Source organism: Mesorhizobium sp. M0659, assembly GCF_040320605.1.
Lineage (GTDB): Bacteria > Pseudomonadota > Alphaproteobacteria > Rhizobiales > Rhizobiaceae > Mesorhizobium.
This window is the reverse complement of record NZ_JAMYPY010000003.1, coordinates 233,815-254,006: the sequence shown is the minus strand read 5'-3', so window position 1 is coordinate 254,006 and position 20,192 is coordinate 233,815. Positions and strand designations below refer to the sequence as shown.

Genomic DNA, 20,192 nt, shown 5'->3' with positions numbered 1-20,192 from the left:
GCTTCAATCGGTCGCCGCTCCCGCAAACTTTCGTGATTTTGCGGCACTTTGGCTTGGACATCATTTCGCCGGACACGTAACAAATCGATGCCGAGGCGCGAAGATCGGGGAGTGAACTCTTGTGAGCGGCAAGGATGAGGCCGAGCTTTCCCGGCTGATGCGGGCCGCGATCGCGGGAGATGAAAGGGCCTACGCCGACTTTTTGCACCGGATCGCCGCGCTGGTTCGCGGCTTTGCGAGGCGCAAGATCGTACAGGGCGGGGTCGATCCCGAGGATGTCGTGCAGGAAACCTTGCTGGCCATTCATGTGAAACGGCATACCTGGCGCCAGGACGCGCCGGTGTTGCCATGGATCTATGCGATAGCCCGCTTCAAGCTGATCGATGCTTTCCGGCGGCGCGGACGGCGCATCGAAATCGAGATCGACGAGATCGCCGAGACCTTTGCCGAGCCGGAAACCGAGACCGTCAGCGAACGCGACATCAACCGGGCGCTGGACGGACTGCCGGCTGCGCAGCGTTCCGTCGTTTCTTCGATCTCGGTCGACGGCCGCTCCATCGGCGAGACGGCGGCCAGGCTCGGCGTCAGCGAGACGGCGGTGCGGGTGTCGCTGCATCGCGGGCTTGCCGCGATCGCCAAGCGATTTGGGCAGGGGCGCTTCGGGCGGCAGTGACATGAGGACGGAGGATCTCATCAAGGCACTCGACGCCGACACAAGCAGCAAGGCGATGCCGCTGCGCTCGGCCTGGTTGATGGCGGCGGCAGCCGCGGCGGTGATCGCGGCTCTGGTCTTCTTTCTCACCATCGGCCCGCGTCCCGACATCATGACCGCCATGCACACGATGCGGTTCCTGGCGAAGTTCGTGTTCACCATCGTGCTCGTCGTCACCGCCTTTGGCCTGGTCCGGGCGTTGTCGACGCCGGGCGCTTCGACGGCGAGAGCTGCGGCCTGGATGCTGGCGGCGCCGCTGCTGGTGGCCGTGGCGGTGGCTCTCGAACTGTTCATGGTGCCGGAGCCGATGTGGAGCACGCGCATGGTCGGCTCCAACATGATGATCTGCATGGGCTTCATCCCGCTGATCGGCATCGGCCCGCTTGCCGTCTTCCTGTGGATGCTGCGCTATGGCGCGCCGACGCGGCCGGTGTTGGCCGGGGCGGTCGCGGGACTGCTCGCCGGCGGCCTGGCGGCGACCTTCTACGCCGCGCACTGCTTCGACGATTCGCCGCTTTTCGTCGCCACCTGGTACACGCTCGCCATCGCCGTCCTCGCCGGTCTGGGCGCGCTCGGGGGACGGTTCTTCGTGCGCTGGTGACCGGGCCGTTCAAGATCGCCCAATAATCACCGATCCTTAATCATGCCGGCAATTGTTTGCGGGTTCACCGTGTTGCCGGTGGCTCCGGCGCAACCTTTCCTTAAAATCGATCATCCAGTGTTATTTGCAGAAATGTGTTGCGCATGGGGTGGCATGCACAGTGATGCGGCGAGAGCGAAAAAGCCTGCGGGCTGACAGTCACGTGGCTTTGGTGCTTGCGGCCGGAGGGCTTTGCGCTGCCGTGGTCGCGCTCCTGCTGTCGCGGCTCGATGTCAGCGCCGAAGTGCTGAAGCTATGCTTGCAGATATCGGTGCCGGTCGCCGCCGTGGCGCTGATTCTCGCCGCCCTGTTCATTTACCGGATACTGGACGATCGCCGGCAGATCGCCGAAAGCGAGCAGCGTTTCCGCCGCGCCATGGAGGATTCGGCGATCGGCATCGCCATTGTCGGCCTCGACGGCCGCATCCACGAAACCAACCCGGCCTTCGCCGCCATGCTCGGCTACAGCAAGCAGGAGATCGAGGCGCTGACCTTCTTTCAGATCACCCATCCCGACGATGTGCAGATCGGCCGTGAGACGATGGACGGCATGCGGGCGGGCACCGTCAACGCTTTCCACTTCGAAAAGCGCTACCTCAGGAAGGACGGCACGCCGGTATGGGCCCATCTTGCGGGCTCCGTCATTCGTGACGAGAAGAGCGGCCGCCCGCTCTACCTGGTCTCGCAGATCGAGGATATCGACGCGCGCAAGCAATCCGAGGCGCGCATAGCCGAGGCCGAAACGCGCTGGAATTTTGCCCTGGCCAGCGCCGGACAAGGCGTCTGGGACCTCGACATGCGCAAGGGCGGCACCACCTACTCCGCCACCTGGGTGAAGATGCTGGGCTATGCCGATGGCGAGCTGGACGGCGACCCCGACCGCTGGCTGGCGATGATCCACCCCGACGATCGCGAAAACGTGGCCGAAGCCGATCGTGCCCATCTGGAGGGCAGGACACCGTTCTTCGAAGCCGAGTTCCGGATGCGCCACAAGGATGGCCACTGGGTCTGGATCCTTGATCGCGGCAAGACGCTCGAACGCGACAAGGACGGAAGGTTGGTCAGGGCCATCGGCAGCCTGACCGACATCACCCAGCGCAAGCAAACCGAGGAAAGCCTCATCGTATCGGCGGCAATGCTGGCCGACGAGAAGGAGCGGCTGAGGGTGACGCTGCAGTCGATCGGCGACGCCGTCATCTGCACCGATGCCGCAAACCGCATCACCTTCATGAACCCTGTCGCCGAAAAGCTCACCGGCGTTGTTGGCGCAGAGGCGCTCGGCAAGACGCTTGGCCATGTCTACTGGGCGGTGGACGAAGAAACCGGGCAAAGGATCGGCATGACGCGGCCGGCGCTCGGCAGCGCCAGCCCTGCCGACCAGAACAGTCGCGCCGTCCTCATCCGTCGCGACGACACACGCTGCAGCATCCGCCAGGTGGTGTCGCCGATCATGAACGACCGCCAGGAGTTCTGCGGTCTTGTCATTGTCTTCCAGGACTTCACCGATGCGCGCGCCTTGCAGCGCCAGCTCGCCTATGCCGCCGCGCATGATGCGCTGACCGGCCTTGCCAACCGTTCGAGCTTTATCCGCACCATGGAGGAACTGGTCGACCGGAGCCGCAAGGCCGGCACGGCCAGGCCGGCGGGCGAGCATCATTTCATGTTCATCGATCTCGATCATTTCAAGCTGGTCAACGACACTGGCGGCCACGCCGCCGGCGACGCCTTGCTGAAGCGGGTTGCCGAGGCCATTCGCGGTGCGCTTGGGCCGGAGGATATCGTGGCCCGCCTCGGCGGCGACGAATTCGCGGTCGTCCTAAAAGCCGGCTCGAGCGCCGGCGCCAGGATTGCCGCGCGCTCGATCATTGAAGCGATCCGCGCCCTGCAGTTCACCTGGGACGGCCGGCCGCATGCGATAGACGCCAGCATCGGGCTGGCGCCGATCCACAGCAACAGCGGTGAAGTCGACGAGATCATCGCCCGGGCCGATGCTGCCTGCTATGCGGCCAAGGCCGCCGGCCGCGGCTGTGTTTCCGTGGCGCCTGACGATACCGGATCAAGCGGCCAAGCAGAGCCGCCGCTTGCAGCGGCATCCTGAGGGAGCACGGAACTTTCGTTCTGGTGGTTAGCGCGTCGGAACCGGATGCTCGCCGCGATAGTCGTAGAAGCCGCGCCCGGTCTTGCGGCCGAGCCAGCCGGCCTCGACATATTTCACCAGCAGCGGGCAGGGGCGATATTTCGAATCCGACAGGCCGTCATGCAGCACCTGCATGATCGACAGGCAGGTGTCGAGGCCGATGAAATCGGCGAGCTGCAGCGGTCCCATCGGATGGTTGGCGCCGAGCCGCATGGCGGTGTCGATGGCATCGACCGAGCCGACCCCCTCATAGAGCGTGTAGATCGCCTCGTTGATCATCGGCAACAGAATGCGGTTGACGATGAAGGCCGGAAAATCTTCAGAGACGGTGATCGTCTTGTCGAGCTGTTTCACATAGGCCTTGGCCGCCTCGAAGGTCTGATCCTCGGTAGCGATGCCGCGCACCAGTTCGACCAGCTTCATTAGCGGCACGGGGTTCATGAAATGTATGCCGATAAAACGCTCGGGACGGTCGGTCTGCGCCGCAAGCCGGGTGATCGAAATCGACGAGGTGTTGGTCGCCAGAATGGCTTCCGGGTTGAGCTGGGGACAGAGCTGCGCGTAAATCTTGCGCTTGACCGTCTCGTCCTCGGTCGCCGCCTCGATCACCAGATCGGCACCGGCGAGATCAGCCATGGTGGGGGCTGCGGAAATGCGCGCCATCGCTTCGTTACGCAGCTTTTCCTCAAGCTTGCCGGAGCCGACCTGGCGGGCCATGTTGCCGCTGACCGTGGCAATACCCTTCTCGATACGGTCGGGCGAGACGTCGTAGATCAGCACCTTGAAACCCGAAAGTGCTGATACATGCGCGATGCCGCCGCCCATCTGGCCGGCGCCGATGATGCCGATCGTCTCGATCTTGGCCATTTGCAGCGATCCCGTCGAAAAGGCCTTTGCGGCCTGCTTTTTGTGCAGTGCAAACTAAAAGGGTGGGGCAGCTTCGTCTACCCCACCCTTTCACAATTTAATACGCTTTGGCAGAAAGCGTCAAAGCGCCTTTTGCAGTTCCGGCAGGATGACGAACAGGTCGCCGACCAGGCCATAATCGGCAACCTGGAAGATCGGCGCCTCTTCGTCCTTGTTGATGGCGACGATGACCTTCGAATCCTTCATGCCGGCAAGGTGCTGGATGGCGCCGGAAATGCCGACGGCAATATAGAGGTCAGGCGCCACGACCTTGCCGGTCTGGCCGACCTGCCAGTCATTCGGGGCGTAGCCGGCGTCGACGGCAGCGCGCGAGGCGCCGACGGCTGCACCGAGCTTGTCGGCGACCGGCAGGATGACTTCCTGGAACTTTTCCGAGGAACCGAGCGCGCGGCCGCCCGAAATGATGATCTTGGCCGAGGTCAGCTCCGGACGGTCGGTTTCCGAGAGTTTGTTCTCGACGAAAGTGGAGAGGCCGGGATTGGCCGCGGCCTTGACCGTCTCGACAGCTGCCGAGCCGCCCTCCGGGGCAGCCTGGAAGGAGGCGGTGCGCACAGTGATGACCTTCTTGGCGTCGCTCGACTGCACCGTCTGGATGGCGTTGCCGGCATAGATCGGCCGTTTGAACGTGTCTGGTGAAACCACTTCGATGATTTCGGAGACTTGCGCGACATCGAGCAGGGCCGCCACGCGCGGCGCGACATTCTTGCCCGACGAGGTCGCCGGCGCGATTATGGTGTCGTAGGCGCCGGCCAGCGAGACAACGAGTGCGGCGAGCGGTTCGGCGAGGCGCTCGGCCAGTTCGTCGGCCTCGGCCAGCAGCACCTTGCTCACGCCCTCGAGCTTGGCAGCGGCGTCGGCCGCGCCCTTGGCGCCTTTGCCGGCGACCAGCACATGCACGTCCGAACCGATCTGCAGCGCCGCCGAGAGCGCCTTCGCGGTCTGGTCGGAAAGGCTGGCGTTGTCGTGTTCTGCGATGAGGAGAATGGTCATTTTATCTGTTCCTTCCAGTCTCAGAGCACGCCGGCTTCGTTCTTGAGCTTGTCGACCAGTTCGGCGACACTGTTGACCTTCACGCCTGCCTTGCGGCCGCTGGGCTCCTCGGTCTTGAGCACCTTCAGGCGCGGCCTGACGTCGGCGCCGTAATCGGCCGGGCTCTTTTCGTCGAGCGGCTTCTTCTTGGCCTTCATGATGTTGGGCAGCGAGGCATAGCGCGGCTGGTTGAGGCGAAGATCGGCGGTGATGATCGCCGGCATCTTCAGTTCCACCGTCTGCAGGCCGCCGTCGACTTCGCGCGTCACCTTGGCCTTGTCGCCGTCGAGCACGACCTTGGAGGCGAAAGTGCCCTGTGCCCAGCCGAGCAGGGCGGCCAGCATCTGGCCGGTCTGGTTCGAGTCATCATCGATCGCCTGCTTGCCGAGGATCACGAGACCGGGCTGTTCGGCGTCAACGACGCCCTTCAGCACCTTGGCGACGCCGAGCGGCTCGGTCTGCTCGTCGGTCTTGACCAGGATGGCGCGGTCGGCGCCCATGGCGAGCGCGGTGCGGAGCGTTTCCTGCGCCTGCTGCGGGCCGACCGAAACGACGATGATCTCTTCGGCCTTGCCGGCTTCCTTCAGCCGGAGCGCCTCTTCCACCGCGATCTCGTCGAACGGGTTCATCGCCATCTTGACGTTGGCGAGTTCCACCGCCGAACCATCGGCCTTGACGCGAACCTTGACGTTCGCATCCACAACCCGCTTCACGGGCACAAGGATCTTCATTGTCTGTCACCTCTCCTGAGATATCCGGGCGCGCTATAGCAGCGTGCGCCTCCGCAGAGTTGTCGAAAGCCGACATTCCTGACTGAATTCCGGCCAAACGGAATCCTGGCCGGACGAATTCTGGTCTTCTGCCGCCTAGCGGTGGCGCTCTCCGTAGTTGTGGCGACGCAACACGTCAATATGCCACGGCAGCGGCCAAACTTCTCAAATCGGTTCAGTTGTGGCCGGAAGCGCCACCCCGGCCCCAACGCGTCTCAGGTTGCACGGGAGCGGGACCGGCTGGCGCCGGCCCAGTAGAAGCGGCTGGCTGATCGGCGGGTTCCGGCTCGCCGTCGTCACCGGCGAGCAGCGGCACGCCGCGGCTGCGCATGATGAGCACCAGCACGCCACCGGCAATGATGCCGCCAATATGGCAGGCCCAGGATATCTGGTTTTCGCCGCCGGCGGCAAACATCACCACTTGGAAGCCGATCCACAGGATCAGCGGGATGAAGGCCGGGATACGCAGCGGAATGCGGGCAAAGACCAGCACCCACACTTTCACCCGGGGGTAGAGGACCAGATAGGCGGCGACGACGCCGGCAATGGCGCCGGAGGCGCCGATCAGCGGCACCTCTGAACTCCAGGCGACGAGCCCCTGGAAGAAGGCGCCGGCGATGGCGCAAAGCAGGTAGAAGATGAGGTAGCGGATGTGGCCGAGTGCGTCCTCGACATTATCGCCGAACACCCACAGGAACAGCATGTTGCCGCCGAGATGAAAGATATCGGCATGTAGGAAGGCATAGGTGAGGTAACTCAGGCTCTCCGGAATGACGACGAATTGGGGCGAGAGTTCTGCCGTGTCGTGGACAACCGAAGGGATGAAGCCCAGGCCGAGCACGGCGGCGTTGTTGAAATTTTCGCCGCCGATCGTGGTGATGAGAAAGACCAACGCGTTGGCCGCGATCAGGCCGATCGTCACATATTGCAGCCGGATGTGGCGCAACCTGTTGGAGTCGTAAAGCGGGATGAACATGCCCCAAGCCCTTTCCCGCCTTCGAAAATTCAGCGGTTCCTGCCGGGCACCCATAACACGTCGGCATTTCCGTTGTCATTGACCGCACGAGCGGCGACGAACAGAAAGTCCGAGACGCGGTTTATGTATTTCAGCCCCTCGCGATTGACATGTTCGGCCGGGTCCTGCGCCAGTGCCACCATGATCCGCTCGGCCCGTCGCGCCACGGTGCGGGCAAGATGAAGTGCTGCCGCCGCCGGCGTGCCGCCATTGAGCACGAAGGATTTGAGCGGCTGCAGATCCTTGTTGAGAAGGTCGATATCCTTTTCGACGCGCTCGGTCTGCGAGGCGATGATGCGCAGCGGCTCGTAGCCGAGCGGCTTGCCGTCGTCGGGCACGGCGAGATCGGCGCCGAGGTCGAACAAATCGTTCTGGATGCGGGACAGCATGGCGTCGATGGCGGGATAACTTGCCGCTGTGTGCAGGCGGGCGATGCCGATGCAGGCATTGGCTTCATCGACGGTGCCGTAGGCATCGACGCGCAGGTCGGATTTCAGCCTGCGTTCACCGGTGCCGAGGCCAGTGGTGCCGTCATCGCCCGTGCGGGTGTAGATCTTGTTGAGCTTGACCACGTCGCCTCCCGAACGGCCGTCACTTGCGGGTGAAATACACCACCAGCAGGATCAGTGCCAACGCCAGCGCCTGCAGCAGCACGCGTGCCTGCATCAGCTTGTTCGAGCTCACACCGGAGCCGCCGCGCATCATGTTGATGAGGCCGCGGACAAGCACGATCACCACGGCGACCATGACGAGGACGAGGAGGACTTTGATGACGGTTGCCATGATCTGTTCCCAGTTCTGTTGCGATCAGGCGCGTCCGGCCAGAACGCGGTAGAGCATCGATGCCGGCAGGATGCGCTTGAGCATCACGCCAATCCTGGCCGGCACTGTTACCACATAGTGCGGGCGCGGGCGCCGCGACAGAAGTGCATGGCGCAAGGCCGCATAGACCACCTCCGGCCCCTTTTTCAGCCGTGATGAGCTGCCGCCGGCCCGAAGCCGCGCCAGCTGCGTGGCATAGGCGACGTGGTGGACGGAATTCTCGTGGTCGATGTTTTTCAGGAACCAGAACAGCCCGTTGCTGGCGATTTTCGAGGTCACCGGCCCCGGTTCGATCAGCGAGACATGGATGCCGCTGCCCCTGAGTTCCTGCTGCATGCACAGCATCAGGCCTTCGAGCGCGTGCTTGGAGGCCGAGTAGGCGCCGCGAAAAGGCACCGGCGCGAGCCCAAGGATGGAGGAACAATGAACGAGGCGGCCATGTCCCTGGCGACGCATTACCGGTACGATGCGTCGGGTGAGGTCGTGCCAGCCGAAGAAATTGGCCTCGAACTGCTCGCGCAATGCCGCAACCGGCAGGTCTTCCACGGCGCCGGGCTGTGCATGGGCGCCGTTGTTGAACAGGGCGTCGAGGCGTCCGCCTGTCCGCTCCAGCACCGAGCCCACAAGGGCTTCGATAGAGTCCGGCTCACGGTAATCGAGGTAAAACGCTTCGATGCCATCGGCTTCGAGTGCGGCTATGTCTTCAGGCTTGCGCGCCGTTGCAAGCACCCGCCAGCCATCCGCCTTCAGCGCACGGGCGCAGTGGGCGCCTATCCCGGACGAGGCGCCGGTGACGATGATGGTGCGCAACTCTTTGGCAGGCGGCGTCGTGGTTTGAGCAAGGGTTGCCATTTGCCACAATCCCTTCCCATATTCGCGGCGTCGAGACAATCGAAGGGAACGCGGCTCTTGATGCGGAATATCGTCGTGCTGCGCCGCGTGCTCTATGACGCGCTTGGCCATTTCAACACCGATGACGGCTGGGCCATGGCCAGCCATCTGGCGATCACTTCGCTGATGGCGCTGTTCCCGTTCCTGATCTTCGCCACCACGCTGGCGAGCTTCCTCGGCGCGCAGGCGTTCGCCGATACTGCCGTGCACCTGGTCTTCGACACCTGGCCCGAACAGATCGCCAAGCCTATCGCGCGCGAAGTGCTCAACGTGCTGACCGTGCGGCGCACCGATCTTTTGACCTACGGCGTGCTGCTGGCGGCCTATTTCGCCTCCAACGGCATCGAGGCACTGCGCACCTCGCTCAACCGCGCCTACCGCGTCGCCGAAACGCGCGGCATCATCTACCGCCGGGTGCAGAGCATTTTCTTCGTGCTGATCGCGACGGCCGGTTTCCTGGCGATCAGCGTGCTCCTGGTCTTTGCGCCTTTGCTGGCGCGGCTGGCGGAAGCTCATTTCGAGTGGATCAAACCCTATACGGGCACGATCACGCTGTGGCGCTACGTCATCGCCTCAACCGTCATCATTGGTGGCTTGTTTGCCGTCCACTACTGGCTGCCGGCGGGCAAGCGCCGCTTTGTCTCGCTGGTGCCTGGCATCATTTTCACTCTGGCTGCGTGGCTTGTCGGCTCGACGATGTTCGCGACCTACCTCGACCATTTCTCGTCCTATGTGACGACCTATGCCGGCCTCGCCTCGATCATGATCGCCGTGGTTTTCCTCTATATGCTGTCGGCGATCTTCATCCTCGGCGGCGAACTCAATGCGGCGATCAGCCGCTTTCTCGAAGCGCGCGCACGTGTCGGCAGCTAGGTTTTGGCTGGCCGAGCCGTGGCCAGCCCGACGCCGAGCGTCGCGATTGCCATGCCGACGATCTGCACGAGGCTGAGCCGTTCGCCGAACAGCGCCCAGGCGATGACAGCGGTGACGGCCGGCACCAGGTAGAACAGCGACGCGACCTTCGACATCTCGCCGTCGCGGATCATCACCATCAGCAGGAAGATGGCGCCGATCGACAGCACCAGGACCAGCCAGGCCATGGCGAAGATCAGTTCGCCGTTGATGATCACCGTGTGGGTCTCCAGTGCCAGCGAAGCCAGGATCATCAGCGAGCCGCCGCCAATATATTGCCACATCGTCGCCGCCACCAGGTCGCCACCCGAGGCATAGCGCTTCTGCCAGATGGTCCCGGCGCTCATGCCCAGCACCGAGACCAGCGACGCCGTCAGGGTTTCGGGCGTAACGCCGCCGCCGAGAGCGCCGAGCTTCGGCCACAGCACGATGATCACTCCCACAAGGCCGACGGCAAGGCCGGCCCAATGGCGCGGCAGGATGGCCTCGCCGAGGAACCGGCCGGCAAGCACGGCGGTGATCAGCGGTTGCAGGCCGACGATCAGCGCCGAAAGCCCGGCGGGCATGCCCCTGTGGATCGCCCAGAACACGGCGCCGAGATAGATGCCATGCATGAGGATGCCGGCGACCGTGGCGTGAAGCGCTTCTGCCCTTGTGGCTCGCTTCGAGCCAAGCACGAGCATCAGCCCGGCAAGCAGCAAGGCGGCGATGACAAAGCGGGCTGCCAGAAAGGTGAAGGGCTCCGCCCAGGGCATGGCGTAGCGCGCGCCGATGAAACCTGTCGCCCATAGGACGACAAACGAGGCGGGGATGAACCGCTTGAGACTGTGCATTTTCGGGGAAGCCGTTTCCGGTGGAGAGGTCCGATTCGGTGAAGAGACAAATACGGCAATTGCTCTAATGCGGTTCAATCCGGCAAGCAAAGCGAAACAATTGGTACATAAGCTCATCCTGATGTAGGAGGTGGCCGAATTCAAAGGGCGGCGTCAGGGCAATCGACTTCTGTCGATGGATCCGGCGACATGGCGTTTTGGCTTCGACAGGGAGCGCGCATGCTGTTGCATCTCGACACAAGCTGGCTGTTGATGACGGTGGCCAGTGTGGCCGTGTTCGGCTTCTTCTTCGGCTCAGCGCTCGACGCCATCATGCAGGAGGACGGTTTTGGGTCGACCGGCAACACATTGCTGTTCACGCTCGGCTTTTTCGCCGCGGTCATGGCCGCGAACGAACATGGCATCGTCCTGAGAGATCTGAAGCTCGCGGTTGCCTGGGGACTGGGCGGCGCCTTCGCGTTTATCGGCGCGTTGGCGCTGCTCAAGGCGGGGCTGGCCCGGCTTTAGTCATAGCCCGGCCAGCCGCCTGACTTCGTCCGGCGACATGCCTGCCTGCCTCAGCGCGGCAAGGCCGGTATCAGCAAAACTCTTCGACAGTTTGCGCCCATCCGGACCGAGTATGAGACGGTGGTGGAAATACTGCGGCTGGCCGAGGCCGAGCAATTCCTGCAGCAGGCGCTGGATGCCGGTCGCGGAATAGAGGTCGCGGCCACGCACGACATGGCTGACGCCTTGCAGAGCGTCGTCGACGACGACGGCCAGGTGATAGCTGGTCGGGATGTCGCGGCGCGCCAGAATGACGTCGCCCCAGTCCTGCGGACGCGCCTCGACTCGCTGCGTCGCCGAAAGCGTCTCGTTGGTGAATTCGCGCCAGGACAAATCCGTGCCGACGCGCGCCAGCGCTGCATCAATGTCGAGGCGCCAGGCGAAGGGCGCATTTTCGGCGATGCGGCGGTTGCGTTCGCTGACCGGCAGCGCCTTGTCGGCGGCGGGATAAAGCGGCACGCCGTCCGGGTCGCGCGGCCAGCCGCGGCCGCGCTTTTCGCTGTCGGCGATGAAGGCCCTGATCTCGCCACGGCTCATAAAGGCAGGGTAGACGAGTTCTTCGCGGACCAGCCGGTCGAGCACGGCCTGATAGTCGGAGAAATGCTCTGCCTGGCGCCGCACCGGCTGTTCCCATTCGAGACCTAACCATTCGAGGTCGCGAAAGATGCCGGCCTCGAATTCAGGCGTGCAGCGGATCGTGTCGATGTCCTCGATGCGCAGCAGCAGGCGGCCGCCGGCCGCACGCGCCAGTTGCTGGTTGAGCAGTGCCGAATAGGCATGGCCGAGATGCAGTTCGCCATTCGGGCTCGGCGCGAAGCGGAATGTCAGGAGCGTCATCTCACAAGCGGCAATCGGGTTGTGCAGCGGTTTTGCCAATTGCTACCGTGAGGTCGGTTCAGGAACAAGAAAACATGCAACGCATCGCGACACTGGACGATATTGCGCGCGGGCTGGATGCGCTTTGCGCAATCGATCCGCGCCTGGAAAAGGTGCGCGGCATGGCCGGCGAGGTGCCGCTGCGGCTGTCGGAGCCCGGCTTTCGAAGCCTGGCCTCCATTATCGTTTCGCAACAAGTATCCCGTGCGAGCGCCGATGCCATTTTCGGCCGGCTGGTGAAACTGGTCGATCCGCTAACGCCGCAGGCGATCCTTGCCGCCGGCGAGGACATGTTTCGTGAGGCTGGGCTGTCGCGGCCGAAGCAGCGCGGTCTGATCGCGGTTGCGCAGGCCGTGGTTGAGGGGCTCGACCTGCATCACCTCTGTTCGCTCGACGCCGAAGAGGCGATCGCGGCTATGATCGCGGTGCCGGGCATCGGCCCGTGGACGGCGGAAGTCTATCTCCTGTTTGCCGCCGGCCACCCCGATATTTTCCCCGCGCGCGACGTCGCGCTGCAGAGCGCGGTTGGCCACGCGCTCGGCATAGAGCCGCGTCCGCCGGAGAAAACGCTGATCGCCCTGGCCGAATCATGGAGCCCGTGGCGAGGCGTCGCATCGCGGCTTTTCTGGTCCTATTATCGCGAAACCAGGGGCCGGGACGCAGCACCTCCGGCCTGAAACCGTAAAAAAGCATGAAAATCCTGCATTTTTGCCGCTTTTGGCTGATGACAATCCGCTTCACATCCCTGTCATGTCGGGCTTACAGTATCCGCGCCGATCGGTTCTAGAACGAGGAGGTCAACAAGGTGACGGTTGCCGTATCTCCGGATGGGCTTCCTGCGCTGGTGCTGAATGCGGATTACCGTCCGCTCAGCTATTACCCCTTGTCACTCTGGTCCTGGCAGGACGCCATCAAGGCGGTGTTCCTCGACCGGGTCAACATCGTCGCCGAATACGAGCATGCGGTGTCTTCGCCGACCTTTTCGATGAAGCTGCCCAGCGTCGTCAGCCTGAAGGCCTATGTGAAGCCGTCGAGGCACCCGGCATTCACCCGCTTCAACGTGTTCCTGCGCGACCGCTTCCAGTGCCAATATTGCGGCACGCCCGAGGATCTGACCTTCGACCACGTCATCCCGCGCCATCGCGGCGGGGCCACGACGTGGGAGAATGTCGTGGCCGCCTGTTCACCCTGCAATCTGAGGAAGGGCGGCATGATGCCGGCGCACGCCAAGATGTGGCCGCTGCAGAAGCCATACCAGCCGACCGTGCACGACCTGCACAACAATGGCCGGCTGTTCCCGCCCAACCATCTGCATGAAAGCTGGATGGATTATCTCTACTGGGATGTGGAGTTGGAGCCGTAGGGATTGGCGCGATCGGCCTTGCCAGGGCAATCGCCGATGTCAGGTGCTGCCCCTCATCCGGCTGCCGCCACCTTCTCCCCGTATAGTGACGGGGAGAAGGGAATTGGCTGCAAATTTGGCGCCCTTCTTTCAGCGTTCGGGATTGGCGAAACCATTGATGACTGCGTCTTTCTCCCCGTCACTATACGGGGAGAAATGCCCGGCAGGGCAATGAGGGGCGGTGCCAACATTTAGAGACTGGCCGCATGGCGCGACCTCGCACTTGATTAATCGCGGGCCAGCGCGCCGCGAAAGGCGACGGCGGCGAGGATGAAGCTGGCGATGGCGTTCCAGCCGGCCAGCGACAGGCCGAGGATACGAAGGGCTGCCTTGTCGCAGGATGGCGGCACGAATTTGTCGAGCGCGTCGAGCACGCCCTTGCCGCCGGTGTCGACCGGGCCGGCGCCGGCCGTGCAATCGGCCGGGCCCTGCCACCAGGCCCATTCGACGCCCGAATGATAGACGCCGAGATAGAGCCCATAGAGCATCAGCAGGCCGCCGACGGCAAGCAGGCCGCGCGTCAGCCATGCGGGCGCGCTAAGCATCGAGGTAATCACCGCCAGCAGCATCAGCGGGGCGCCGATATAATAGGGCGTGCGCTGCTCCAGGCACAGATGGCAGGGGATGTAGCCGCCTATGTGCTGGAAGGCGAGCGCGGAGCCGACCGTGGCGGCCATGGCCACGGCGAGAAACAAAGCGGTGCGCGTCCGCTGGCGTCCGGTATCGGCTGTCATCGTGGCTGTCATGTTTCGTCCGTTGAATTCGCCGTCCGCCGGCATAGTCCTGACCCACCGCCCGCCTTGGACGGTCAGAAGGCGTATTTGACGACGATATAGAGCAAAATCAGGGCGGCGGCGCCGGCGCCGACGATCAATCCCAAACGCTTCTCGATGAATTCCTTGATCTCTTCGCCATAGCGGCGCAGCAGCCAGGCAAGAAGCAGGAAACGAGCGCCACGCGCCAGGATGGCGGAGACGATGAAGACGACAAGATTGACGTGGAGGGCGCCTGCCAGAATGGTGACCACCTTGATCGGCGGCAAGTGGGCGGCACCCGATGTGACAAGCAGCACCAGCATCAGCCCGGTGCCGGCCGACTGCCACCTCTCGAACGCGTCAAGGCCGCCAAAGTGCTCCAGCATCGGCCGTGCTATCGTGTCGTAGGCATAGTAACCGATCAGCCAGCCGGCAATGCCGCCCAGCACCGACGCGACAGTGGCGGTCAGCGCATAGCGGTAGGCGCGTTCGGGCCGCGCCAACGCCATGGGCAGGTACAAGACGTCGGCAGGTATGAAAAACACCGAGCTTTCGACGAAGGCGATGAAGGCCAGCCACCATTCGGCGGATTTGCGGGCCGCCAGCGACAAGGTCCAGTCGTAAAGTCCGCGAAGCATCGGCTCTCCTGGATGCAAGTTGCCCAGACGCAACGCGCTTTGATACGCGTCTGTCTAGAAAGGTTTTCCGCGCCGCACAATGGCAGGAGCTTCACGAAACAGAAAGGCGGGCTTTTGCCGCAAGCAGGGCACGGCGGCGCATTTGGCCAGTTGACGAACAGGCCTCCAACCGTATAGTCCGCGCCCATCCAGGCCTTTGGGCCTGAGCCCCTATGGCGGAATTGGTAGACGCGCTCGACTCAAAATCGAGTTCCGCAAGGAGTGCTGGTTCGATTCCGGCTAGGGGCACCATTTTTGATCTCACGCCAGTTCGCTTCGCTCATGGGCTCCGATGGGGCGGCCTGACCGGCCGACGGGCGGTCGCCCTTGCGAACCCTCCGGGTTCGAACAGTGCCTCGAACACAGAGCCAACCGCGGCTGCTGAGGATGACAGCGATAGCGCCAATCAGCGGCGGCCGGTAGCCCCGCACTACGTGCTCTCAGGCCGCCGCACGGTGTTCTTCACGGGCAGCTTCCCACACTTCGCGGGCCGCGTCGGCGTTCATGACCGCGATCCCCAATCCCACCGCCAAATCGGGCCACGCGGAATGCCAGAGCAAGGCCGTGACCAACCCTGCGGCAATAATGGCGATGTTGGCCAAGGCGTCGTTGCGGGCCGACAGGAAGGCCGCCTTTGTGAGGCTGCCGCCACGATGCCGGTGCGCGGCCAGCATGTAGGCGCAGGACAGGTTGACGGCGAGAGCGCCAAGTCCCGCCAAGGTCAAGGCGATGGGCTGCGGCGGCACCGGCACGTTGAACTTCTCCCAAGCCGTCCAGAGCGTTGCCAGACCCGGCATGAGAAGGATGAGCGCCAATGCCATCCCCACCCGCGCACGGGAGCGCACAGACCACCCAAGTGCGAGCAGGATAAGGAGGTTCACGGAAGCATCTTCAAGAAAGTCGATGCTGTCGGCGAACAGGGACACTGATCCAATGGCGAGCGCCACAGCGAACTCGATCCCGAAATAGGCAAGATTGAGAAGCGCGACGATGAGGACGATGCGGCGAAGGTTCATCTTCTGGCAGTATCCGAAACCAGTGTGTGGAGCTACAGCTTCGCGGTTTCCAAGGAAAGCCCCTGCTCGTTCCGGGTCCCGGCCGATGGGCGGTTGCCCTTGCGACCTTTTGCGTTCGAGCCGCGCCTCGACACGGACTTAGCGCATATTCCCCGTATGCCCTTGCGAATACCGCCCCGGCTGTGGCCACACCGTCAGGCCGTGCGGCTCTGAGCCAACCCGAAACTTGGTCACCGCGCCTGATGTCGTGTCGATCATGTAGGCGGCACTGTCGAAGCGGCCGGACAGCCATAGTTGTTTGCCGTCGGCGCTGACGTTGCCCATGTCGGGGCTGCCGCCGCCGGGGATCGGCCATTGCGTGACGACCGCGCGGGTAGCGAAGTCGATCACCGTCACGCTGCCCGGTCCCTTTGCCTGGCCCTGCTCCATCTTGTGCGAGCCCCGGTTCGAGACATAGAGCCGCTTGCCGTCGCGGCTGACGACGAAGCCATGGGCGCCGATGCCGGTCGGGATGAAGCCGATTTCCTTGAAACTGTCGCCATCGACGAGGAACACGCCGTCATTCATCATGTCGGCGACGTAAAAAACCTTGCCGTCGGGCGAGAGGCGGATGTCCTGCGGCATGCCCATTTTCGAGAAGTCGAGATGGCCAAGCACCTTCTGGTTCTTCAGGTCGATCTTTGCCAATCCGCCATTGCCGTATTCGCAGGTGAAGATCGCGTAGGCCCCGTCGACCGAGAATTCGGCGTGGTTGATGCCGGGGCAAGTGGGCGTCGGCAGGCTCGACATTAGCGCCATGGTGTGAGGATCGCGGAAATCGAGCCGCTCCAGGGCTTCGTCGACGACGATGGCCGCGCCCGGCATGAAATACAAATTGTAGGGATCGTCCACGGCGATCTGCGGGCCGGGCTTGCCGGTCATCGGGTCGATCGGCGTCAGGCTGCCGTTCTTGCCGGTGCCATTGTTGGCGACCCAGAGCGTCTTCAGGTCCCAGGACGGCACGACGTGCTGCGGTTTGCTGCCGACCGGGAACCTGTCGACTTCCTTGAGTGTCATGGTGTCGATCACCGTGACGCTGTTGGAGGAGCGGTTCGGCACATAGACGCGCGGCAGTGCACCCAGCGTGGCCGGGCTGAGATGGCTGGCGGCGGTGTGGCTGTAGATGTTGATGGACGGCGCGGGCTCGCTGCAATCCTCGGGACAGCTATCGGCCCAGGCGCGGACAGGCAGCAGCGCAAGCAGCAAAAAGGCCGCACGGGGACCGGCGTGACGCAAAAAGGTTCTGATCATCAGGATGGCTTGTCGTGAAGGCCGGCCGAAATTGCCGCCGGAGCCATAGCTGGTGTCTTGCCGTTGATCCAGTGGCTACCGCCGTCCCAGCAAACTCTTCACGCGGTTGCGCAGCAGACGGGCCATGTTGCGGGTCTCGCGGTAGAGATGCAGCTGCGAGGCGGCCTGGCGGGCGAGGCGGTCGGCATCCGGCGTCAGTCCGATCACCAGCGAGCCCATCGGCTTGCGCTCGCTCCACAGCCGGCTCATCACCGGGTGGTCGGGCACGGCGCAGGAATCCGTCATCATGATGTTGGGGTCGTCGAGATGCTGCCTGGTCACCTCGATCATCAGCAGCGTGCCCGGCGAATAGGTCGCCAGCGTCTCGTCATAGGCGGTCTTCCAGGTGTAGGCGACGCCGGCTTCGACGAAGACGACCAGGCAGGCGATCGTGCGGCCGTCCAGCGTCAGCGAATGGATGCGGCACATGTCGTGCTCGGCCAGCCGGTGCACGGCTTCGCGGGCAAAGGCGGCGCGGTAGCGGTCGATGGCCATGGCGGTGCGCTCGCGGCCCTTCCAGCCGGCCGCCTCCAGCGTCAGGAAACTTTCGATGGCGTGGCGGATTTCGTCCGGTCCCCGCGCCACGACATGCTCCAGCCTGCCGAGATCCTCCAGGCGCCGTTTCAGGCGGCGGAATTCGCGGTAGTGGTGCGCGCGCAGCGATGCTTTCAAATAGGCCTCGCCGTCGAGGGTGCTTTCGAGCACCGGCCGGTCCGCCTTGCCGGTGGTGACCATTGTCAGGCCGCGCGTCTCGGCAACGGTGGCCAGCACGCTGGCCAACGGGCCGTCGAGGCGCATGTCGGGCAGCACGAAGACCTTCGGCAGCTTCAGATGCGGCCGCGACAGCATGCCGAAGAAATCCTCGACGACGCCGATCGGGTCGTCATGGTCGACCAGCGGCGTGCCGATCGGGCCGAACGGGCTCGACCAGGTGCGCATCACCGGAACGCCGAGCGGCACGGCCGGCCGTTCGACCGAGAACGGCACCAGCAGGCGCAGCCGGTTGCGGTATTCGTCGCCGTCGCGGATCACCGCCAGCTTGACCTCGCGATCTTCCAGCCTGGGCATGGCCGGCGCCAGAAAGCGCGGGTTGAAGAAAACGTTGGGCTCGATCGTGCGGGTGCACAGATAGTCGAGTTCCTCGACCAGTTCGAAGCCGGCCGAAGCCGGATAGATCGCCAGCTTGCGCAGCGGCCGGTTGTTGGCGAGGATCTCAAGGTGCGCCGGATCGGCGTCGCGCGCCAGGCCGGCAAGGCCCGACACCATGGCGCCGGCCGGACCGCCGCTGGTTTCCTCGATCAGCGGGATGGCGGCCATCAGGCGGCTCCCCTGGCAGCAGGCACGAAGATCAGCATGACGATGCCGAGCTTGCGCCAGACGGTGAAGGACAGGGCGCTGGCCTCGAAGACCATGGCGAGGCTGGTGGCGATCGCCGCGCCCCACAGGCCGAAGAACGGGATCAGCACCACGTTGAGACCGATGTTGAAGGCCAGCGCCATGGCATAGACGGCGGCGCAGATGTTCTGGTTGCCGCTCATCGTCAGAAGGCTTTCGCACGGGCCGACGGCGGCGCGCGCCACGACGCCGAACACCAGCAGGAACAACAGCGGATAGCCGGCGGTGAATTCCGGGCCGAACAGAACCAGCATCGGTTCGCCGAGCGCCAGCACCAGCAGCGCCATCAACAGCGACGGCCAGAACGTCCACGACACGGTCTCGCGGGCGAAGGCGGCGAGCTTTTCCGGTTCGCCATGGGTGAACTGCGCATAACGCTGGGCAACGCCGGCCTTGACGGAGAAATAGACGAAATGCACCAGCGCCAGCGTCTTGACGGTGGCGAAATAGACGGCGACGTCATTGGGCTGGAGATAGGCGCCGACCATCAGCACGTCGGCGTTGGTGAGCAGGAAGAAGAAGCTTTCGACCAGGAAGATCGGCAGCGAGACGATGAACCACTCGGCGAAATGCACCTTCATCGGCCCGGACGGGATATTCCTGCCCATGCGCGTGGTCACGCCGATGAGCTGGCCGAGCGTGGTGGCGTAGGTGGCGGCGATCGAGGCGAAGATCGCTGTCCTGGCGTCGGGCGCATAGCCCATTGCCAGCATCAGCGCCATCAGCGCCAGGATCAGCACCGGCCGCACCAGATAGGTCGGCGACAACGCAAACAACGCCCAGGAATTGGCGCGTGACTGGCCTTGCAGCAGATCGCCCATGGCGATCATCGGCAGGCAGAACAGGCCGAGGATGAAGGGCATTACATAGTAGCTCTCGATCCAGTTCGCGCACAGCCAGACGCCCAGTGCGCCAAGCCCGGCGATCGCGGTCGAGGCAATCAGCACGAACAGGCGGCTGGCGACCACGATGCCGCGCAGTTCGGCGAGCATGTTGCGTTCGCGGTATTCGGGGATGAAGCGGATCACCGAAGTGTGGAAGCCGAGGCAGGCGAGGTTGCCGACGATGACCATCGTCACCCAGACGAGGACGAAGATTCCGTATTCGAACGAGCCCATCCAGCGCGCCATCAGCACCTGGCTGATGAAGGCGATGACGGCGCTGACGATGCGGATGGCAAAGGCGATCAGCGACATGCGCCCGGCTTCGCCGCGCTCGTCGGCGGTGAACAGCACCGCATCGATCCGGCCAAGCAGCGGCCCCATGCGCAGCGCCAAGCGCTGCGGCAAGAACCGCCCGGCCGTCGTCGCCGCGGAAAACCGCACCCCGATGTCTCTCCGTTTTCCGCCTCTTTTCAAGCTTTCGATGTATCCGAAACACCTTAAGAAAGGGTGGGCAGGTGCGGGTGCGCCGAGGGGCCAAGGACGGCCGCGTGTGCAAGGTGCGTCATCGTATGCCGGGGCATAATAAAAGGCGAGCGAACGCCGGGGAAGACTGGGGAGCCGGTC

At 63.9% G+C, this 20,192-nt stretch carries 22 protein-coding genes and 1 tRNA gene; 8 read left to right on the top strand and 15 right to left on the bottom strand.

The genetic code is table 11. The features are described from left to right. Window positions 1–121: 121 nt before the first annotated feature. The 3 genes from NKI31_RS06665 to NKI31_RS06655 all read left to right on the top strand — a co-directional run bounded on the left by NKI31_RS06665 (window position 122) and on the right by NKI31_RS06655 (window position 3,450). Complete coding sequence (locus NKI31_RS06665; protein ID WP_023671665.1) at window positions 122–673, top strand: sigma-70 family RNA polymerase sigma factor; 552 nt, start codon at window positions 122–124, stop codon at window positions 671–673. A 1-nt stretch (window position 674) separates the two neighbouring features. Further along, window positions 675–1,313, top strand: a complete 639-nt coding sequence (locus tag NKI31_RS06660) for an NrsF family protein (RefSeq protein ID WP_352650896.1) — start codon at window positions 675–677, stop codon at window positions 1,311–1,313. A 202-nt stretch (window positions 1,314–1,515) separates the two neighbouring features. Continuing rightward, window positions 1,516–3,450, top strand: coding sequence for a PAS domain S-box protein (locus NKI31_RS06655; protein ID WP_352650894.1), 1,935 nt, complete (start codon window positions 1,516–1,518; stop codon window positions 3,448–3,450). A gap of 27 nt (window positions 3,451–3,477) precedes the next feature. On the opposite strand, the gene NKI31_RS06650 is transcribed toward NKI31_RS06655, so the two are convergent. From NKI31_RS06650 to NKI31_RS06620, 7 genes are all read right to left on the bottom strand, one after another. Further along, window positions 3,478–4,356: a 3-hydroxybutyryl-CoA dehydrogenase gene (locus tag NKI31_RS06650; protein ID WP_023671668.1), complete on the bottom strand. Its 879-nt coding sequence runs from the start codon at window positions 4,354–4,356 to the stop codon at window positions 3,478–3,480. Between the two features lie 120 nt (window positions 4,357–4,476). Then, window positions 4,477–5,406 carry an electron transfer flavoprotein subunit alpha/FixB family protein gene (locus tag NKI31_RS06645; RefSeq protein WP_023685323.1) on the bottom strand — a complete coding sequence of 310 codons (930 nt, stop codon included), beginning with the start codon at window positions 5,404–5,406 and terminating at the stop codon, window positions 4,477–4,479. A gap of 20 nt (window positions 5,407–5,426) precedes the next feature. Next, on the bottom strand, window positions 5,427–6,176 hold the full coding sequence (locus tag NKI31_RS06640) for an electron transfer flavoprotein subunit beta/FixA family protein (protein WP_023694013.1): 750 nt from the start codon (window positions 6,174–6,176) through the stop codon (window positions 5,427–5,429). A gap of 214 nt (window positions 6,177–6,390) precedes the next feature. Beyond that, complete coding sequence (locus NKI31_RS06635) at window positions 6,391–7,191, bottom strand: rhomboid family intramembrane serine protease (RefSeq protein ID WP_023804543.1); 801 nt, start codon at window positions 7,189–7,191, stop codon at window positions 6,391–6,393. 29 nt (window positions 7,192–7,220) lie between these two features. Next, window positions 7,221–7,802 (bottom strand): cob(I)yrinic acid a,c-diamide adenosyltransferase, encoded by a 582-nt coding sequence (locus NKI31_RS06630; protein ID WP_023750552.1) that lies wholly within the window; start codon window positions 7,800–7,802, stop codon window positions 7,221–7,223. A 19-nt stretch (window positions 7,803–7,821) separates the two neighbouring features. Continuing rightward, window positions 7,822–8,013, bottom strand: a complete 192-nt coding sequence (locus NKI31_RS06625; RefSeq protein WP_023671673.1) for a twin transmembrane helix small protein — start codon at window positions 8,011–8,013, stop codon at window positions 7,822–7,824. A 24-nt stretch (window positions 8,014–8,037) separates the two neighbouring features. Continuing rightward, on the bottom strand, window positions 8,038–8,904 hold the full coding sequence (locus NKI31_RS06620) for an SDR family oxidoreductase (protein WP_084013621.1): 867 nt from the start codon (window positions 8,902–8,904) through the stop codon (window positions 8,038–8,040). Window positions 8,905–8,964: 60 nt separating this feature from the next. Between NKI31_RS06620 and NKI31_RS06615 the strand changes: the two genes are divergently transcribed. Continuing rightward, complete coding sequence (locus NKI31_RS06615) at window positions 8,965–9,816, top strand: YihY/virulence factor BrkB family protein (RefSeq protein ID WP_023671675.1); 852 nt, start codon at window positions 8,965–8,967, stop codon at window positions 9,814–9,816. Here the strand turns inward: NKI31_RS06615 and NKI31_RS06610 are convergent. Next, on the bottom strand, window positions 9,813–10,688 hold the full coding sequence (locus NKI31_RS06610) for a DMT family transporter (RefSeq protein WP_027050717.1): 876 nt from the start codon (window positions 10,686–10,688) through the stop codon (window positions 9,813–9,815). The two genes, NKI31_RS06615 and NKI31_RS06610, sit on opposite strands and share 4 nt — an antisense overlap. Before the next feature lie 189 nt (window positions 10,689–10,877). Between NKI31_RS06610 and NKI31_RS06605 the strand changes: the two genes are divergently transcribed. Then, window positions 10,878–11,195 (top strand): hypothetical protein, encoded by a 318-nt coding sequence (locus tag NKI31_RS06605; RefSeq protein ID WP_245260927.1) that lies wholly within the window; start codon window positions 10,878–10,880, stop codon window positions 11,193–11,195. On the opposite strand, the gene gluQRS is transcribed toward NKI31_RS06605, so the two are convergent. Further along, a complete protein-coding gene (gene gluQRS, locus NKI31_RS06600; protein WP_352533932.1) occupies window positions 11,196–12,071 on the bottom strand; it encodes a tRNA glutamyl-Q(34) synthetase GluQRS in 876 nt (291 codons plus the stop codon). It abuts the gene before it with no gap. A gap of 74 nt (window positions 12,072–12,145) precedes the next feature. Here gluQRS and NKI31_RS06595 point away from each other — a divergent pair, with 74 nt between their 5' ends. Both NKI31_RS06595 and NKI31_RS06590 read left to right on the top strand, forming a co-directional pair. Then, window positions 12,146–12,787: a DNA-3-methyladenine glycosylase family protein gene (locus NKI31_RS06595; protein WP_023685318.1), complete on the top strand. Its 642-nt coding sequence runs from the start codon at window positions 12,146–12,148 to the stop codon at window positions 12,785–12,787. Window positions 12,788–12,915: 128 nt separating this feature from the next. Continuing rightward, window positions 12,916–13,473, top strand: a complete 558-nt coding sequence (locus NKI31_RS06590) for an HNH endonuclease (RefSeq protein ID WP_008874122.1) — start codon at window positions 12,916–12,918, stop codon at window positions 13,471–13,473. A 266-nt stretch (window positions 13,474–13,739) separates the two neighbouring features. Here the strand turns inward: NKI31_RS06590 and NKI31_RS06585 are convergent, their stop codons facing one another. Then, on the bottom strand, window positions 13,740–14,258 hold the full coding sequence (locus NKI31_RS06585) for a disulfide bond formation protein B (protein ID WP_023685317.1): 519 nt from the start codon (window positions 14,256–14,258) through the stop codon (window positions 13,740–13,742). 62 nt (window positions 14,259–14,320) lie between these two features. Then, window positions 14,321–14,905 carry a YqaA family protein gene (locus tag NKI31_RS06580; RefSeq protein WP_023685316.1) on the bottom strand — a complete coding sequence of 195 codons (585 nt, stop codon included), beginning with the start codon at window positions 14,903–14,905 and terminating at the stop codon, window positions 14,321–14,323. A gap of 206 nt (window positions 14,906–15,111) precedes the next feature. On the opposite strand from NKI31_RS06580, the gene NKI31_RS06575 reads away from it, so the two are divergent. Further along, a tRNA-Leu gene (locus NKI31_RS06575) sits at window positions 15,112–15,196 on the top strand. 188 nt (window positions 15,197–15,384) lie between these two features. Here NKI31_RS06575 and NKI31_RS06570 read toward each other — a convergent pair. The 4 genes from NKI31_RS06570 to NKI31_RS06555 form a co-directional block, all read right to left on the bottom strand. Then, window positions 15,385–15,960: a cation efflux transmembrane domain-containing protein gene (locus NKI31_RS06570; protein ID WP_023673757.1), complete on the bottom strand. Its 576-nt coding sequence runs from the start codon at window positions 15,958–15,960 to the stop codon at window positions 15,385–15,387. A 138-nt stretch (window positions 15,961–16,098) separates the two neighbouring features. Next, complete coding sequence (locus tag NKI31_RS06565; RefSeq protein ID WP_023694009.1) at window positions 16,099–17,250, bottom strand: YncE family protein; 1,152 nt, start codon at window positions 17,248–17,250, stop codon at window positions 16,099–16,101. Window positions 17,251–17,325: 75 nt separating this feature from the next. Further along, window positions 17,326–18,606: a GNAT family N-acetyltransferase gene (locus NKI31_RS06560; protein ID WP_023822484.1), complete on the bottom strand. Its 1,281-nt coding sequence runs from the start codon at window positions 18,604–18,606 to the stop codon at window positions 17,326–17,328. Then, the gene (locus tag NKI31_RS06555) at window positions 18,606–20,009 is read right to left on the bottom strand and encodes a lipopolysaccharide biosynthesis protein (RefSeq protein ID WP_352650889.1); all 1,404 of its coding nucleotides are present in this window, start codon (window positions 20,007–20,009) and stop codon (window positions 18,606–18,608) included. Before NKI31_RS06555 ends, NKI31_RS06560 begins: the two co-directional genes overlap by 1 nt. Window positions 20,010–20,192 lie beyond the last annotated feature (183 nt).

Bases quoted from the DNA above. Each gene is read 5' to 3' on its own strand.
- NKI31_RS06660 (WP_352650896.1), top strand. From the start codon at position 675: ATGAGGACGGAGGATCTCATCAAGGCACTCGACGCCGACACAAGCAGC.
- NKI31_RS06650 (WP_023671668.1), bottom strand. From the start codon at position 4,356: ATGGCCAAGATCGAGACGATCGGCATCATCGGCGCCGGCCAGATGGGC.
- NKI31_RS06645 (WP_023685323.1), bottom strand. From the start codon at position 5,406: ATGACCATTCTCCTCATCGCAGAACACGACAACGCCAGCCTTTCCGAC.
- NKI31_RS06640 (WP_023694013.1), bottom strand. From the start codon at position 6,176: ATGAAGATCCTTGTGCCCGTGAAGCGGGTTGTGGATGCGAACGTCAAG.
- NKI31_RS06635 (WP_023804543.1), bottom strand. From the start codon at position 7,191: ATGTTCATCCCGCTTTACGACTCCAACAGGTTGCGCCACATCCGGCTG.
- NKI31_RS06625 (WP_023671673.1), bottom strand. From the start codon at position 8,013: ATGGCAACCGTCATCAAAGTCCTCCTCGTCCTCGTCATGGTCGCCGTG.
- NKI31_RS06620 (WP_084013621.1), bottom strand. From the start codon at position 8,904: ATGGCAACCCTTGCTCAAACCACGACGCCGCCTGCCAAAGAGTTGCGC.
- NKI31_RS06615 (WP_023671675.1), top strand. From the start codon at position 8,965: ATGCGGAATATCGTCGTGCTGCGCCGCGTGCTCTATGACGCGCTTGGC.
- NKI31_RS06610 (WP_027050717.1), bottom strand. From the start codon at position 10,688: ATGCACAGTCTCAAGCGGTTCATCCCCGCCTCGTTTGTCGTCCTATGG.
- NKI31_RS06605 (WP_245260927.1), top strand. From the start codon at position 10,878: ATGGCGTTTTGGCTTCGACAGGGAGCGCGCATGCTGTTGCATCTCGAC.
- gluQRS (WP_352533932.1), bottom strand. From the start codon at position 12,071: ATGACGCTCCTGACATTCCGCTTCGCGCCGAGCCCGAATGGCGAACTG.
- NKI31_RS06595 (WP_023685318.1), top strand. From the start codon at position 12,146: ATGCAACGCATCGCGACACTGGACGATATTGCGCGCGGGCTGGATGCG.
- NKI31_RS06585 (WP_023685317.1), bottom strand. From the start codon at position 14,258: ATGACAGCCACGATGACAGCCGATACCGGACGCCAGCGGACGCGCACC.
- NKI31_RS06580 (WP_023685316.1), bottom strand. From the start codon at position 14,905: ATGCTTCGCGGACTTTACGACTGGACCTTGTCGCTGGCGGCCCGCAAA.
- NKI31_RS06570 (WP_023673757.1), bottom strand. From the start codon at position 15,960: ATGAACCTTCGCCGCATCGTCCTCATCGTCGCGCTTCTCAATCTTGCC.
- NKI31_RS06565 (WP_023694009.1), bottom strand. From the start codon at position 17,250: ATGATCAGAACCTTTTTGCGTCACGCCGGTCCCCGTGCGGCCTTTTTG.
- NKI31_RS06560 (WP_023822484.1), bottom strand. From the start codon at position 18,606: ATGGCCGCCATCCCGCTGATCGAGGAAACCAGCGGCGGTCCGGCCGGC.